Raw genomic sequence first — 15,787 nt, 5'->3', positions numbered from 1 at the left:
ACACCGCCCACGGGCACCGCAGCCTGACCCACCTCCGGGCCCTCGCACGCCAAGCCCTCGCTCCCCTCACTCCTGCGCCCACACCCAATTTCGCACGTAATTCCCCTACGACTGCTTCAAGTTTTGAACTCAGATCGTTGGAATTGCAACGCTTCTGGGCTTTATTGAAACTTCAGCCAATCGAATTACGTGCGAGTTTTCGGAGGCAACGCCGTGCCACCGCCCACGGGCACCGCAGCCTGGCCTCCCCACCTCCGGGCCCTCGCACGCCCAGCCCTCGCTCCCCTCATTCCTGTGCCCACACCCAATTTCGCATGCAATTCCCCTATGACTGCTTCAAGTTTTGAATTTAGATCGTTGGAATTGCAACGTTTTCAGACTTTATTGAAACTTCTCCCAATCGAATTGCATGCGACTTTTGTGGAGGATAGGCCCTGGCGCACGGCATGGGGCATCGGCCTCGTCGACACACTCCACGGCCACGACCATCACTTCCAGCGAGCCTCCACGAAAGAAATATCGCCCCAGCAGGGCACTCCAGCGCTTGGCTCACGTCTTCGGTGAAAGAAATATCGCCCCTGCTCGCTCAAAATGGGCAAAATACAGCACTTTTCAGCGTGCAGGGGCGAAGAATATTTCACGGCACCCCACAGCACCTCACGCAGGGGCGGTTTTTCTTTCATCCCAGTCCCACCCCTACCCCACAGGCGAGACAAAACTCGCCCTGCTCGGCTCCACCAGCGCCCAGACGAGACAAAACTCGCCCAGCACGCGCAAAACACCCCAAAATCAGCGTTTTTTCGCCAGCAGGGCGAATTCTGTCCCGGTCTCACCCAGAATCCAGACCTGCTGGGCGAGTTTTATCTCGCCCATGAGCATCCCCGGTTTCACCCTCGCCGGACGCTACGCCCACAGCCCAAACCTCGCGTGGCGTGCGCACACACCACAAGGTCGGTGGCACACTTGCCACATGACTGACACCCCCACACCCCGCACCCGCACGAACGAGCCGGCCCAGGCCTCGTCCCTCCCGTCCCTGGCGATCACCGGCGCATCCGGGAACGTCGGAGGCGCCGCCGCCCGACTCCTGTCCGAGCGCGGCCTGCCCCTGCGCCTGCTCGCGAACACGCCGTCGCGCGCGCCCGAGCTGCCGGGTGCCGTCGCGGTGAAGTGCTCGTACGAGGACACGCTCACGACGCGCGTCGCGCTGGAAGGCGTTGACGTCCTCTTCATGGTGTCCGCGCCCGAGAGCGAGGACCGCCTGTCCAAGCACCTCGCCTTCGTCGACGCGGCCGCGGCCTCCGGGGTGCGCCACATCGTGTACCTGTCGTTTATGAATGCGGCGCCCGACGCGACGTTTACGCTGGCGCGCACGCACTTCTACACGGAGGAGCGCATCAAGGCGTCGGGCATGACGTACACGTTCTTGCGCGATAACTTCTACGCGGACTTTTTCGCGGAGCTGCCGGACGAGGAGGGCCGCATCCTCGGGCCCGCAGGCGACGGGCGCGTCGGCGTTGTCGCGCGCGAGGATGCGGGGCGCGTGGCCGCCGGGGTCTTGGCGGATCCGGCGCGCTACGAGAACCAGACCCTCGACGTGACGGGTCCCGAGGCCTTGACCCTCGACGAGATCGCCGCAATCCTCACCCGCGTGTGGGGCCGCCCCGTCACCTACGTGCGCGAAACCGTTGAGGAGGCGTACGAGTCGCGCAAGAAGTGGCCGGCCGCCCAGTGGGAGTACGACTCGTGGGTGTCGACCTACACGTCGATCGCGCGCGGCGAGATGGACGTCGTCTCCACGACCGTGCACGACGTGACGGGCCGCGAGCCGCTCACCTTCGAGCAGGTCGCCCGGGCGGCGCTCACGTCGGGCCGCTGACTCTCGCGGTTGTGGCTCCGTTGACCCCGGTTTCGCTTCTCTTCTCAGGGACGAGGCCGGGGCGCCTCATGCAATCATGCTTGCTACCTCCGCGGTGGCCCTGATAGCGTCGGGGCAGTCAATGGTAAGGAGATGCCATGAAATCCAAGAAACGCATCCTTGTGACGCTGATCGTCGCGGTCCTGGCCGGCATCGTCATCTTCCCGATGCTGCCCCTCGAATACCGCGAGGCCATCGCCTCTTTCTTCGCGCACCCGCTGTACTACCTGGGCTTGGGTGACTGGTAGGACGAGGCCTCGGCACCCCGATATCGCATACCAACACGGGTGGGGGCTCCCAAACGGGAGCCCCCACCTTTCTACAGCAGCGTCACACCCTCAGTACGCCAACCCCTTGGGCTGCTCCGCCAAGACAGCGAACCCCGGGTTGACGACTTCGAATCCGTTGGCCTTGTAAGCCTCGTAGTCGAAGTTTTCGCATTCATCGTACCCGATGCGGTGGTACTCGTAGAAGCCGTCCCAGTCCTCGTACCCGGACCCGAGGGAGGACTCGAGGAACGCGTCGGCCATGGCCATGGCGGTGCGCGGGGCGACGTAGAAGGCGCCCATGGCGAGCAGGTTCGCGTTGTTGGCGGCGGCGCAGCGGCGCGCGGCGGGCACGGACTCGCACACAGCGGCGTGTACGTGGGGGCACTTGGAGGCGGCGATGTGGATGCCCATGCCGGTGCCGCAGAACGCGAGGGCTCGTTCGAACTTGCCTTCGGCGATCTGGGCGCCGAGCGCGAAGCCGACGCGGTGGTACATGGGCGCGGTATCGGCGTCGGGTGTCAGGTCGGTGACGGTCCAGCCGCGCTCCTCGAGGTGGGCTTTGACGGCTTCCTTGAGGGGGTGCCCGGCGAAGTCGGCGCCGACGACGACGTGCTTGTCTTTAGCTGTCAGCATGCGCGTGTCCTTTCCTGAGTCTGCGCAGTTTGGTAAAGGAGAAGAGGCCCTCGTTCATGCAGATGACGAGCAGCAGGACGCCACCCCAGATGAGGGGCCTGTAGAAGTTGGAGATGTCGGGGAACATGTTCAGGCCGGAGGAGAGGACCTGGAGCATGAGGATGGACAGGAGCACGCCGCTCAGGCGCCCGGATCCGCCGTTGGGGTTGACGCCGCCGAGGACGACGATGAGGACGGTGAGCAGCGTGTATGAGGCGCCGTAGTCGGCTTTCGCGGAGTTGTAGTTCGCGAGCATGACGATGCCGGCCATGGCCGCCATGACGCCGGAGAGCACGTAGGTGCGGATCAGCAGGCTCTTGACTTTCAGGCCCGAGAAGCGCGCCGCGGTGTCGTTCGTGCCGAGCATGAGGATCGTGGTCCCAAAGCCCGTGAAGGCGACGATGGCGCCGGCGACGGCCGCGCACACGAGGAACACGACGAGGGGGATGGGGACGAGGCCGGCCACCTTCCCGGTGAACACGGCTCCGAACGCTGCGGGGACGCCGGAGACGGGTTTGCCCTGGGTGAGGATGAGGGCGACGCCGCCGAAGAGCTCGAGGGTGCCGAGGGTGGCGAGGATGGGTGGGATCTTAAGGACCGCGACGAGCGTGCCGTTGATGAGTCCGCACACGACCCCGACCGCCAGGGCGACGCCCAGCGCGATGAGGGTGGCCATGGCCATCGACGAGGAGGTGACGGCCGGGCCGAGCATGGAGCGCAGCGTGAGGGCCGCGCAGATCGAGGTGACGTTGGCGATGGCAACGACGGACAGGTCGATGCCGGCGGTGAACATGGTGAACATGACGCCCAGGCTCATGAGGCCGAATTCGGGGAATTGGACGGCCATCGACTGCCAGGTGCGTACGGCGAAGAAGGGGCCGGGGCGCACGGCGGCGAAGAAGATAAGCAGGAGGAGGAAGACGATGATCAGTCGCGTCATGTAGCTGTCCTTTTTGAGGAAAGCGAGGCGCGGGGAGGCGAGAAGCGTTGACATGTGGTCCTCCTAGTGTGCGTTGCGGCGGGCGCGCATGACCTGAAGCGCGGAGACGCCGGTTCCCACGATGATGAGCAGGCCCAGGGCGAAGCCCTGCCAGAACGTCGGGATTCCCATGAGGATCATGGAGTTTTGGACGATGACGATGAGCAGCGTGCCGAGCATGACGCCCGTCAGCGAGCCCTTGCCGCCGGTGATGGCGGTGCCGCCCAGGACGACGGCTGCGATGACCATCATTTCCATGCCGAGCAGGTTGGTGGGGTGCATCTGTCCCATGGAGCAGGTGCGGACCATGCCGGCCAAGGCGGCGATGACGCCGACGAGGACGTAGAGCCAGAACTTGGTGGCGCGCACCTTGAAGCCGACGCGGGCGGCCGCGGACTCGTCGCCACCGAGGGCGAAGAGGGAGCGTCCGAACATCGTGTATCGGGTGACGAAGAAGGCCACCGCGACGACCGCGACGAGGATCAGGAAGGACACGGGCATGGAGGATTGCAGGCCGGAGCTCTCGTTGCGGGCGACGAAGAGGGACGCGGATCCGAAGGAGCGCATGGACTCGGGGATCGTGTTGATCTGCACGGATTTGAGCGCACCCTGCATGACACCGTTGAAGACGTTGGCGGTGCCCAGGGTGATGATCAGCGTGGGAACGGTCAGCCTCGACGTGAAGATGCCGTTGAATGCGCCGAGGACCGCGCCGAGGGCGGCGGCGATCAGGAAGGGCACGATGACCGGCCCGTTCCACCCGTTGTCGACGAGGACTTTCGTGGTCACGTAGACCGCGAGGGAGGCCAGCGCCGGGAAGGACACATCGATGCCGCCGGAGACGAGGACGAGGTGCGCGGCGACGGCGAAGAGGCCGGGGACCACCATCGCGCCGGCCAGGTCGACGAGGTTGTTCGCCGTGTAGAACTGTCCGGACCTGGCCTGGATGACCAGAGTGAGCGCGGCGATGACCAGGAACACCCAGAATTCGTTGGCGCGCAGGACTTTCGTGATGAGTCGGGGCATTAGTTCTCTCCCCCTTCGGTCGACGAGGCCGGGGCCTGGTCTTCGGACAGGAGCCGGGTCAGTTCGGCCTCGGTGAGGGTGTCGGGGTTGATCGGGTCGCTCAGGTGCCCGGCTCGCATGATGGCGATGGTCGAGCAGTTGGTGAGCACTTCGGCGATGTCGTCGGAGATGATGATGACGGCCATGCCCTGCGCGGCGAGTTCGCGCAGGATCGAGTGGATCGTGAATTTGGAGCCGATGTCGACGCCGACGGTGGGCCCGTTGAGGATGAGGACGGAGGGCTTGGTGGCGAGCCACTTGGCCAGGACGACCTTTTGCTGGTTGCCGCCCGACAGAGTGTTGACGGCGTTGGCGGGGTCGGGGGTGACGACGTCGAGGCGTTTCACCCACTTCTTCTCTTCCTCGCGGATGGCTTTCTTGTCGATGAATCCGAGGGCCTTGGTGAAGGATTCCATCTCGGAGATCGTGATGTTTTCGCCGATCGAGCGCGAGAGGAAGAGGCCTTCGGTGAGTCGGTCTTCGGGGACGTAGGCGATGCCGGCGGCGATCGCGTCGCGCACCCCGCGCAGGGCGACGTCGTGGCCTTTGACGCGGATGCGCCCGGAGTCGAGGGGGAGCATTCCGAAGAGGGACATGGCGAGTTCGGTGCGTCCGGAGCCCAGCAGGCCGGTGATGCCGAGGATTTCGCCGGGTCGCACGCTCAGGGAGGCGTCGGCGAAGGCACCGCTCACGGTTGCGCCCTCAACCTCGAGGATCGGGGCGTCGGTGATGTCGCCGGGCTGGTAGCGCTCCTCGTCGAAGTCGCGCCCGGTCATGTGGCGGGCGAAGCTGGCGCGGTCGAGCTCTTCCTTCGGGCAGGTGATGACCTTGTGTCCGCTGCGCAGGATGGTGAAGCGCTGCGCGATTTCGAAGACTTCTTCGAGCTTGTGGGACACGAAAAGGATCGCGATGCCTCGCGATTGCAGGTCAGCGACGATGTTGAAGAGGGCGCGCACTTCCTTCTTGGTGAGGGCGGTCGTGGGCTCGTCCATGATGATGAGCTTCGCGTCGCCCATGAGCGCCCGGCTGATGGCGACGAGCTGTTTGTCGGCGACGGAGAGGTTGCCGACAAGTTCGTCGAGGTCGACCTGGAAGCCGATCTTGGCGACGGCTTCGCGGGCGACTTCGCGCATGCGCGAGCGGTTGACGAGGCGGCGTCCGGCGGCGACTTCGCTGCCGAGCGCGATGTTCTCCATGACGGAGAGGTTGGGGAAGATGGAGAAGTCCTGGTAGATGACGCGTACGCCCGCGTCGATGGCGTCGGCGGGTGTCAGTCGCGTAAACTCGCGGCCCCCGATGGAGACCGTGCCCTGTTCGGGGGTGTGGACTCCGGAGATGACTTTGATGAGGGTGGATTTGCCCGACCCGTTTTCTCCGGCGAGGCAGTGGATTTCTCCGGGTGCGATGTCGAGGTCGATGTCGACCAGGGCTCGCACGCCTGCGAAGGATTTGCTGACGTGTCGTACCGCCAGCACTGGGGTGTCCATGTGGTGTCCTTTCCGACGCGTGGTGCCGACCCGGGGCCGCCCTTCACGCGCGCGGGTTCGCTTCGCGTGGGCGCGTGGGGGTGCGCGAGCGTCAGTGCGCGCGCTGGGGTGGCCCGGCCACGGCCTCGTTCATTGGGACGAGGCCGTGGCGCGCGGGCGGTCGTGTGCGGTGAAGCGGTTAGAAGCCGAGGGAGTCGACGTTGTCCTTGGTGATCTGGATCCAGCCGTTGCCTTCGAGGACCTTGGTGGAGCCTTCGGAGAAGTGCATGGATTCGTATCCCTTGACGCCGAGGTTGACGCCGTCTTCGATCTTTTCACCGTTGAGGATCTTGGTGGCCAGGGATGCCATGGCGTAGCCGGCGTCCGCGGGGTCCCAGAGGGTCAGGGTCGACACGGAGCCGTCCTTGAGGATCTGGGCGTTAGCGGCGGGCATGCCCGTGCCGGCGGTGAAGACTTTGCCCTTGAGGCCGAGTTCTTCGATGGCGCGGGCGGTGCCGGGCGCGTCGAAGGAGGAGGTGCCGAGGATGCCCTTGACTTCGGGGTACTTCTTGAGGACTTCCTTGGCGGTCTGGTAGGCGGTTTCACCGTTGTCCTGGGATTCGACGCGGGGCTCGGCTTCGAGCAGCGTCATCTTGGGGTACTTCTCCTTCTGGTGGGCAACGGCGCCGTCTGCCCATTCGTTGTGGGAGGCGTTGGTGACGTGGCCGACCATGGTGGTGTAGACGCCTTCTTCACCCATGGCTTGGGCGAGGTTGTCCATGATGAACGCGCCGTATTCGCTGTTGTTGAAGGCTTCGATGTCGTACATCGTGTTCTGCTGGGAGGCGCCTTCGTGGGTGACGACGACGATGCCGGCATCCATGGCCTGCTTGAGGACGGGTTCGATGGCGCCGGGGTCGACGGGGACGACGCAGATGGCGTCGACGCCTTGGGCGATGAGGTCTTGGATGACCTGGGCCTGCATGGTGGCGTCGGTTTCAGCGGGGCCCTTCTGGAAGGCGTTCATGCCGGTGTCTTCGGCGTACTTCTTGACGCCGGTTTCCATGCGGACGAACCAGGGGTTGGTGGCGTCCTTGGGGACGACGGCGATCGTGTAGTTGCCGTCTCCGCCGCCCTTCGCGGCGGGGCTGGACGAGGATTGTGCGGTGTCGCCGGGTGTGCAGGCGCCGAGGGCGAGGGCGCATGCGGATGCGGCAACGAGGGCTGTAGCTGCGAGGCGGGGCTTCATAGGAGTCTCCTCTGTGTGGGTCAACGTCGGTGTTGAGGTTGTGGTTGTGCGGCGGCTCTGCTGGCGTGCGGTGCTGCTTGGCGTGTCCGTCTTCGTTGCTGGACCTGCCCTGCGGTGCCGCGTGTGCGGTGCTGCTGCGTACCGGGTGCTCCCGTCCTTGGGGGCGCGTCGGCGTGCCCCCAATCCTAGGACACGCGGGTGGTGGCATTCACTTTCCGGGTCCGTTTGGGACGAGGCCAGGGCGGGATTTTGGGGTTTGGTTGCAGCGGTTGTGGGCTGATTTGTCAGACCAGTGGCACCATATTCCTCACCGAATTGAGATGAAGCGTTTTCGATACGCACGGTCCAGCATTTACGCAGCAAACCCCCTGCACAACCGTTCAGCGAATCGCATCATATGTGCACATCTGAGCGGAGAAGGGGCAGCGCCTAACCTGCTACAACGCAGGATAAGACGCTCCCCATACCCGCAAAATGTTTAGTACGGCTTACAACGCGGACGAACGCCCTTGTTGATCTTCTTTGCCAAATCAATCAGCTCCTTGGGATTCCCTCGACGCCATCCGTGAGCAACCGCCCACTCAGCCATCTTCTTCGGAGGAAGAACGATCCCCTCATCATGTAGACGAAGCAGAGGTCGAACCACATCTCTCTTGTCACGGCCAGCAGCGATCGTATTGTTATGGTTGATCATCTGAGTTATTCGCTCGAGGGCATCAACAATTGCCGGCGTGAGCTCAGCTTCAGGATCAAGCCCAGGGAGAGAGCCACGATCCACAACCGGCTCAAGCGTGTGAACGATTTCAGCGTTTACTTCCCGGGCCCAAGTCTCTAAAGGACTCGACCACTGGACGACCGCGAGTGCCGTCACCCCCATTGCTCCAGCTGGATACGCCAGATCCTCAGCATCGGGATACATCGCAAGAACAGGGCCATTCACGCGGTGCACATCTTTCCCTACCGCGATCATTAGATCCACTCCGTCACGTTTCGATTGTTCCTTTAGGAACTCGTTGTTATTGAGGATTCCCCTCTGCGCGACCCATAACGTGAGCATTTGCCCTGCACGCACATACTGGCGTGCCCAACGCAGTGCCGCTTTGACACCTTCTTCAGTATGGTCCGCAATAGCACAGGGATAATCGATCGTTCTCGCAAACATCGTGGTAGCTACCTCCAATTTGTCGTCATCATGTTGCGTCTTCAATCGGCTCGGACAGGACTCTTGTCCTTGAAACTTGGAGAGAGCTACCGTCTTCGACAACTCATCCCCATAGCACTAGCCGACAAACGACACGTTAAGAAGGAGCATGCTCATCTGCGTCCACCTCTCACACAACAGGCCGATCCAACGACAGAGACCGATCCCATACTCACCCATAGGAAGAAGTAGGACCGGCCTCTCAGGACCACCCGAACGAGATGGGAGGCGTGTTGCTAGCACTCAGTCATCAATCATGAGTCGGTAGATCGATCTCTTTCTCAATAGGTGCGGGGTAGTCAGAGTACTGCCCCAATTGCTCGATAGACACAATAAATGGGTTATCGTCGCTGCCTTCAACCTCGATATAGACCATGTCATCGATAACCTTGCCCACGCGGAACCTATCACCTGCGCGCAGCATCAGACCACCGCCACACTCAACGTCAGCAGAGACCGTATACACCTCAGAAAGCTCATGAGCATTGAATTGGGCAAATCTTGAACGCACCCATTCAGTGACCTTCGCCTCGACAGTCTGACGATCACCCATATTGACACCACGATTAACACCAACGCGGTAAACAGAACCCGTGAGCGCTACAACAGAGCCAACAGCAATAAGAGCAGCTTTAGCTGGCCCTCCCAGTGCCTTAATTCCCGTAGTGACCATCTGATATGCCCCAAGATTACTCATCGCAGCTCTACTTCCTTCCTTGGATCATGGACATGCGACGCAGCAGCCCGAACACTTACTGAGAAATATACCCAAAGTCGACCGGAACGATCAGCGAAACGGCGGAAACACATACCCGTTACCCCGAAGCTGCTGCTCACCGACGCACCAATCCCCTTGTACCCCTACCCACCACGCTACATAGCTTGTGTGTCGTAGATTACCCGCTATTCTTGGTCGCATGACTGCTGCGCGCGACGACGACTTCATGGCACTGCCCGGTATAGAGGCGGATTCCAAGGCCCACGACACGGCTCGACACCGCTCGGATGACACGGCCCCGGCCTCCTCGAAGTCGGCGCTCGATGCGCTGCTGGATGAGTACCGTGCGCGCGCGAAGAGCGAGCGCGAGAAGGGCACGCTCTTTGAGGAGCTGACGCGCCAGTTCCTGCTCCATGACGCGCGTTTCGCGCACCAGTTCAAGGAGATCTACCTCTGGGGCGAGTGGCCGGAGCGCCGCACGGGCGACACCGGCATTGACCTAGTGGCGATCCCGGTCAACCCCACCGCAGGCCCGGTCGCGATTCAGTGCAAGTTCTACGCGCTGGGTCACCGCATTCAGAAGGCGGACATTGACTCGTTCCTCTCGGCGTCGGGCAAGGAGCCTTTCGGCCGCCGCATCGTCGTAGACACGTCGGGCGCGCCGTGGGGTAAGAACGCGCAGGACGCGATCGAGGGCCAGCAGATCCCGGTCTCGCGCATCACGCTGGCGGATCTGCGCGATTCAGACATCGATTGGCGCACGTATTCGCTGGGGTCGACGCAGGCTCCGAAGACCCGCGAGCGCAAGGTTCCGCGCGACCATCAGGTACGTGCGCGCAGCGCGGTGATGTCGGGCTTCGAGGAGCACGACCGCGGCACGATGGTCATGGCGTGCGGCACGGGTAAGACGTTTACGGCGCTGACGATCGCGCGCGAGTTCGTGGAAAAGGAGGGCGGCACCGCCCGAATCCTGTTCGCGGTCCCCTCGCTCGCGCTCCTCAAGCAGACGCTCGACGATTGGGCGGCCGAGGCCGACGGCGCGTTCACGGCGTGGGCGGTGTGTTCGGATACGAAGGTGTCCTCGTCGGCGCGTAACGACACGGCCGAGGAGTCGGCGGTTGACTTGCCGATTCCGGCGACGACGGACGGCCAGCGTCTCGCGGACTCCCTCAACGCAAATAACGCGACGGAGGGCCTGCAGGTCGTCTTTGCGACGTACCAGTCGATCGAGGTCATTCACCGCGCGCAGGAGATCGCGGGCGACGAGTGGCGCGATTTCGACCTGATCATCTGCGACGAGGCCCACCGCACGACGGGCGCGACGCTGACGGGCGAGGACGAGAGCGCATTCACGAAGATCCACAGTGATGAGTTCATCCGCCGCGCGAAGACCCTGTACATGACGGCGACACCGCGTATTTTCGCGGAGAACGCGAAGAATAGGGCATCGGAGAAGGATGCAATCCTGACCTCGATGGACGACCAGGAGACCTACGGTCCGGTGTTCTTCCGCCTAGGCTTTGGCCAGGCGGTGAAGGAGAACCTGCTGACGGACTACAAGGTCATCATCCTGACGGTCAGCGAGGAGGAGGTGTCGCAGCACTATCAGGCGATCGCGGAGATGGGCGGCGAGCTGAACCTCGATACCGCCGCGAAGCTGACGGGTTGCTGGAACGCGCTGGCTAAGCGAAAGAATCGCGGCTCGGACGTGGACTACGGCGAGGACCGCGCGCCGATGCGCCGCGCCGTGGCCTTCTGCAAGGACATCAAGGCCTCGAAGGCGGTCGCGACGCAGTTCCCTGACCTAGTCAACGGGCCTTTTGGCCTGAGCGACCTGAGCAACGACGACGCGTCGGATAACCTGCAGGTCGAGTGCCGCCACGTGGACGGCACGATGAACGCGGCGGTGCGTGCGCGCGAGATGGATTGGCTGACGGAGGGCGCGGGCACGCACGAGGTCCCTGTGTGCCGAATCTTGACGAACGCGCGCTGCCTGAGCGAGGGCGTGGACGTGCCCACGCTGGACGCGGTGCTCTTCCTATCGCCGCGCAAGTCGCAGGTGGACGTCATCCAGGCGGTGGGCCGCGTAATGCGCCGCGCGGAGGGCAAGGACTTCGGCTACATCATCCTGCCCGTGGCGGTGCCGGCGGGCATGGCGCCGGAGCGCGCTCTGGATGACAACAAGCGCTTCCAGGTCGTGTGGCAGGTCCTCAAGGCCCTGCGCGCGCACGACGAGCGTCTGGACGCGGCGATCAACTCGATGGAGCTCAACGGCCAGGGGCCGGAGAACATCATCGTCGAGCAGGTCTCCCTCGAGAAGGCGAAGAAGCAGGACGATCCGCTCGGCGGCAGTGCGCCCGATGGGGACGAGGCCGGGGCCAGATCGTCGGGGTCCGGCACGGACGGCGTAACCCAAGGCATCCAGGGTCAGCTAACGCTGCTGCCGTCGGATTGGAAGGAGTCGGTGTTCGGCCGGATCGTGAAGAAGGTGGGCTCGTCCCTGTACTGGGATGACTGGTCCAAAGACATCGCGACGGTCGCGGAGCGCTACATTCACCTGATCGATCGCCTGCTGGAGGATCCGGAGCGCCAGGACGCGTTCCAGGAGTTCGTGAACGCGCTGCGCACGACGCTGAACCCGGCCGTCGACAACGAGTCAGCGGTGGAGATGCTGGCCCAGCACATTCTCACCGCGCCGCTCTTTGACGCGATGTTCCCGGATCATTCGTTCTCGAAGCAGAACCCGGTGAGCCGAGCGATGAACACGATCGTTGAGATGATCACCGATCATTCGATGATCGAGAACGAGCGTCGCGAGCTGGATTCCTTCTACCGCGCGATGGTCGAGCGCATCGAGGCCGTGCACACCCTGGCGGGCAAGCAGGAGATCATGCGCACGCTCTACGACCGCTTCTTCTCCCAGGCCTTCCCCCGCATGAGCGAGCGCCTGGGCATCGTCTTTACGCCCGTCGAAGTCGTCGACTTCATCATCCGCAGCGCGGATGATGCAATGCGCACGGCCTTCGGCCAGAGCCTGGGGGATCCAGGCGTGGCTATCATCGAGCCCTTCGCAGGGACGGGCACGTTCGTTGCGCGCCTGCTGCAGCTCGGCGTCATCCCGCCCGAGGCCCTGGAACATAAGTACAAGAACGAGATCTTCGCGAACGAGTTCGTGCTCCTCTCCTACTACATCGCGTCGATCAACATCGAGCAGGTCTACCACCAGGTACGCACCGAGCAGGGCGTGGACGAGGGCTACGTCGAGTTCCCGGGCATGACCCTGACGGACACCTTCCAGCTCCACGAGGGCGACGGCACGATCACCGAAGACTTCGAGGGCCTGGCCGCCAACAACGAGCGAGCGCGTGCGGAGAAGGACTCGGCGATCACAGTGATTGTCATGAACCCGCCGTATTCCGCGGGTCAGAACAACGCGAACGACGACAACCAGAACCTGTCGTACCCGCGCCTGGACGAACGAATTGCAAATACCTACGCAACCCACTCCTCCGGAACATCAAAGACCAAGCTCTACGACTCCTACTTCCGCGCACTTCGCTGGGCCACGGACCGCATCGGGGAACGGGGCGTCATCGCCTTCATCTCCAACAGCTCCTTCGTGGACGGCAACTCCACGGACGGCGTGCGCCTGTCGCTGCAAGAAGAGTTCTCCCAGATCTTCATTTACAATCTTCGCGGTGGAATTCGCGGAAAGATGGGAAACGGAGCAAAACGCGAAGGGGGAAACGTCTTCGACATCCAGACAGGAGTCGCTATCTCCGTTCTCATCAAGGATCCCGCGCACTCCGGAACCGCCGACATCTTCTACGCGGAGGCAGAGGACTACGCGACCCGACAGGAGAAGTTCAACCAGATCAACGCCTACGGATCCATCGAGGGAATCAGCGGAGCCGACGCATTCCGTTCCATCACGCCGAACCAGCACGGCGACTGGATCAGCTCCCGCGATGAGCGCTTCGCGACCTTCCAAGAAATCGGAAATAAGGCATTGAAAGGCAAGGAATCAACGCCCGCACTATTCCGACAGTTCTCACTTGGCCTTGCAACACATCGTGATCCATGGTGTTACAATTACTCGGCAAAAATAGTAACATCGAATATGCGTCGAATGATCAAAAACTACAACGCAGAAGTAGATGCAGGCGCTACGAGTACAACGAAATCAAATGATTTTACTCGCATTGCGTGGGGTGGGGACCTGCCCAAGGATCTTGATAGATCCATTCGGCACAAATTTGATCGGACTCGTCTTAGAGTGGGCATATATCGACCATTCTGTACCCAGTCATTGTATTTTTCAGATTCATTGAACGAACGTGTCTACCAGCTTCCGCAGCTCTTCCCAACACCGATTCACCCGAATGTTGCTTTGGGACCATCGGGGGAACGGAGACGAGACTTCAGCATCGGGCTCACCTGCGAACTTCCCGATCTAGAGATGGTCTCCAAGGCTCAGTGGTTCCCCCTCTACATCTGGGAGCCCCTCGCCCCTTCCTCCGGAAGCGAACCCGACCTGTTCACCGACCTGGCGGCCGCATCGGAGAGCCAGGCGGATGGGGCGGCCACGGCCTCGTCCTTGGATTTCTCAAGGCCGATCGGCGACCAGATCCCGGTGATTCTGGACGGGTATCGCCGCGTCGATAACGTCACGGACGCAACGCTGGCCTCGTACCGGGAGCACTACGGGGATGCGGGGATCACGAAGGAGGACATTTTCTTCTACGTGTATGCGCTGCTGCATCACCCGGAGTATCGGGAGCGCTACGAGGATGACTTGAAGAAGATGCTGCCGCACATTCCTCGTGCGGCGGGTTTCCACACGTATGCGAGCGTGGGCCGCGAGCTGGCGGACCTGCACGTGAACTACGAGCGGGTGGAGCCGTATCCGTCGGTGCAGGAGGAGGCGAGCCTGCACGCGCCTGCGGACCCGTGGGAGCGCTACCGGATCGGCGAGCGCAAGATGCGTTTCCCGAAGCTGGGACGCCGCGATAAGGACTTCACGCGCTTGGAGTACAACGACTACGTGACCCTGACGGGCATTCCGGCCGAGGCGCAGGGCTATTCGATTTCGGGCCGCAGCCCCCTGGAGTGGATCATCGACCGCTACCACGTGAAGACGGACAAGGCGTCGGGCATCGTCAACGACCCGAACGACTTCCTGCGCGAGCATGGCCGCCCCGACGCGGTCGTGGACCTGATCAAGTGCCTGGTGACGGTCTCGATGCGAACCCAGGAGCTCCTGGAGACGCTGCCGGCACTTGAGATTCCGGAAAGTTGAGCTAGGACACGTCACACCACCACGGGTTACGAAACAAATCCGGAGGTTATCGACCAAATTACACGGTACGCCAGCTCACATATATGGTCGAGCCGCACATAACAACTAAGGATGAAGCCATTAACAACACTTCTCCGATCAACCTTGAAACTATGTGAGGGATAAAATTGCCAACCTTAAACATATACTGCGACGAAAGCACACACATCCAACACGACTCCATGCCATACATGGTTCTTGGCGCGATTTCGTGCCCGACAGATATGTCCCACGAACTAGCAAAAGGACTGCGCGCCATTAGGCGAAATCACAGCATACCCGACTCTTTCGAAATCAAATGGACGAAAGTATCACCCGCACGACTAGAATTCTATACTGAAATAATCGATTTCTTTTTCAATAATGATGATCTTCAGTTTAGAGCAGTCGTTGCAAATAAAGCAGGGCTAGACCATAGTCGCTTCAATCAAACACACGACGACTGGTATTACAAGATGATGTATTACTTAATATACAGATTACTACCTTCGAACGATAGCGCCTTCATATACCTTGATAAGAAGGACACAAACGGTCAGAACAAGATCAATAAACTACGCGAAGTAATCGCTAATGCCGAATATGACTTTTCAAGAAACAACGTTCGCCGACTACAAATTGTTGAATCACATCACGTCGGCCTACTCCAACTTGCTGATCTCCTAATCGGCGCAGTGAACTATGCTAATCGAAACCTAACAACGAGCGAAGCTAAGTTGACATTAGTGAACCAGATACGCGACATGACCAGTTTACCACTTACTTGCTCCACATCAGCGGATACGACCAAATTCAACATATTTCACTGGAGAGGACAAAGATGACAAACAAAATCTCCAGCCTTACTGAGAAAAGATTCGACATCACACAGCTCTCACAGGAGGAATATATCGATCTCTTATACTCATATTT

The 15,787-nt window shown here is 61.5% G+C and carries 11 protein-coding genes; 4 read left to right on the top strand and 7 right to left on the bottom strand.

From position 1 onward, the window contains the following. Positions 1-970 precede the first annotated feature (970 nt). Both HMPREF1137_RS02045 and HMPREF1137_RS10355 read left to right on the top strand, forming a co-directional pair. Positions 971-1,879, top strand: a complete 909-nt coding sequence (locus HMPREF1137_RS02045; protein ID WP_007588300.1) for an SDR family oxidoreductase — start codon at positions 971-973, stop codon at positions 1,877-1,879. A 137-nt stretch (positions 1,880-2,016) separates the two neighbouring features. Beyond that, positions 2,017-2,166: a hypothetical protein gene (locus HMPREF1137_RS10355; protein ID WP_007588304.1), complete on the top strand. Its 150-nt coding sequence runs from the start codon at positions 2,017-2,019 to the stop codon at positions 2,164-2,166. 90 nt (positions 2,167-2,256) lie between these two features. On the opposite strand, the gene HMPREF1137_RS02040 is transcribed toward HMPREF1137_RS10355, so the two are convergent. The 7 genes from HMPREF1137_RS02040 to HMPREF1137_RS10230 all read right to left on the bottom strand — a co-directional run bounded on the left by HMPREF1137_RS02040 (position 2,257) and on the right by HMPREF1137_RS10230 (position 9,516). Next, positions 2,257-2,820: an RpiB/LacA/LacB family sugar-phosphate isomerase gene (locus tag HMPREF1137_RS02040; protein ID WP_007588321.1), complete on the bottom strand. Its 564-nt coding sequence runs from the start codon at positions 2,818-2,820 to the stop codon at positions 2,257-2,259. Beyond that, positions 2,807-3,853 carry an ABC transporter permease gene (locus HMPREF1137_RS02035; RefSeq protein WP_007588333.1) on the bottom strand — a complete coding sequence of 349 codons (1,047 nt, stop codon included), beginning with the start codon at positions 3,851-3,853 and terminating at the stop codon, positions 2,807-2,809. The genes HMPREF1137_RS02040 and HMPREF1137_RS02035 overlap by 14 nt, the downstream gene beginning before the upstream one ends. Positions 3,854-3,862: 9 nt before the next feature. Continuing rightward, the gene (locus HMPREF1137_RS02030; RefSeq protein ID WP_007588302.1) at positions 3,863-4,864 is read right to left on the bottom strand and encodes an ABC transporter permease; all 1,002 of its coding nucleotides are present in this window, start codon (positions 4,862-4,864) and stop codon (positions 3,863-3,865) included. Next, entirely contained in the window at positions 4,864-6,390 is a 1,527-nt protein-coding gene (locus HMPREF1137_RS02025) for a sugar ABC transporter ATP-binding protein (RefSeq protein WP_007588296.1), read from the bottom strand. The genes HMPREF1137_RS02030 and HMPREF1137_RS02025 overlap by 1 nt, the downstream gene beginning before the upstream one ends. Positions 6,391-6,568: 178 nt before the next feature. Beyond that, positions 6,569-7,618 carry an autoinducer 2 ABC transporter substrate-binding protein gene (locus tag HMPREF1137_RS02020; RefSeq protein ID WP_007588324.1) on the bottom strand — a complete coding sequence of 350 codons (1,050 nt, stop codon included), beginning with the start codon at positions 7,616-7,618 and terminating at the stop codon, positions 6,569-6,571. Positions 7,619-8,096: 478 nt separating this feature from the next. After that, on the bottom strand, positions 8,097-8,825 hold the full coding sequence (locus HMPREF1137_RS10235; RefSeq protein ID WP_155835392.1) for a DUF1889 family protein: 729 nt from the start codon (positions 8,823-8,825) through the stop codon (positions 8,097-8,099). A gap of 244 nt (positions 8,826-9,069) precedes the next feature. Continuing rightward, positions 9,070-9,516: a hypothetical protein gene (locus tag HMPREF1137_RS10230; protein ID WP_155835391.1), complete on the bottom strand. Its 447-nt coding sequence runs from the start codon at positions 9,514-9,516 to the stop codon at positions 9,070-9,072. Between the two features lie 220 nt (positions 9,517-9,736). Between HMPREF1137_RS10230 and HMPREF1137_RS02010 the strand changes: the two genes are divergently transcribed. Further along, positions 9,737-14,836: a type ISP restriction/modification enzyme gene (locus tag HMPREF1137_RS02010; RefSeq protein ID WP_007588306.1), complete on the top strand. Its 5,100-nt coding sequence runs from the start codon at positions 9,737-9,739 to the stop codon at positions 14,834-14,836. Positions 14,837-15,003: 167 nt separating this feature from the next. After that, the gene (locus tag HMPREF1137_RS09890) at positions 15,004-15,699 is read left to right on the top strand and encodes a DUF3800 domain-containing protein (protein WP_081493493.1); all 696 of its coding nucleotides are present in this window, start codon (positions 15,004-15,006) and stop codon (positions 15,697-15,699) included. The last annotated feature ends 88 nt before the right edge of the window (positions 15,700-15,787 follow it).

The sequence above is a fragment of the Actinomyces sp. ICM39 genome, from assembly GCF_000282935.1.
GTDB classification, from domain to species: Bacteria; Actinomycetota; Actinomycetes; order Actinomycetales; family Actinomycetaceae; genus Pauljensenia; species Pauljensenia odontolytica_B.
This window is presented reverse-complemented; position numbering and strand designations above follow the sequence as displayed.

What these genes read in the sequence shown, in the direction of transcription:
- HMPREF1137_RS02030 (WP_007588302.1), bottom strand. Translation starts at nt 4,864, where the DNA reads ATGCCCCGACTCATCACGAAAGTCCTGCGCGCCAACGAATTCTGGGTG.
- HMPREF1137_RS02045 (WP_007588300.1), top strand. Translation starts at nt 971, where the DNA reads ATGACTGACACCCCCACACCCCGCACCCGCACGAACGAGCCGGCCCAG.
- HMPREF1137_RS10230 (WP_155835391.1), bottom strand. Translation starts at nt 9,516, where the DNA reads ATGAGTAATCTTGGGGCATATCAGATGGTCACTACGGGAATTAAGGCA.
- HMPREF1137_RS02035 (WP_007588333.1), bottom strand. Translation starts at nt 3,853, where the DNA reads ATGTCAACGCTTCTCGCCTCCCCGCGCCTCGCTTTCCTCAAAAAGGAC.
- HMPREF1137_RS02010 (WP_007588306.1), top strand. Translation starts at nt 9,737, where the DNA reads ATGACTGCTGCGCGCGACGACGACTTCATGGCACTGCCCGGTATAGAG.
- HMPREF1137_RS02025 (WP_007588296.1), bottom strand. Translation starts at nt 6,390, where the DNA reads ATGGACACCCCAGTGCTGGCGGTACGACACGTCAGCAAATCCTTCGCA.
- HMPREF1137_RS02020 (WP_007588324.1), bottom strand. Translation starts at nt 7,618, where the DNA reads ATGAAGCCCCGCCTCGCAGCTACAGCCCTCGTTGCCGCATCCGCATGC.
- HMPREF1137_RS02040 (WP_007588321.1), bottom strand. Translation starts at nt 2,820, where the DNA reads ATGCTGACAGCTAAAGACAAGCACGTCGTCGTCGGCGCCGACTTCGCC.
- HMPREF1137_RS10355 (WP_007588304.1), top strand. Translation starts at nt 2,017, where the DNA reads ATGAAATCCAAGAAACGCATCCTTGTGACGCTGATCGTCGCGGTCCTG.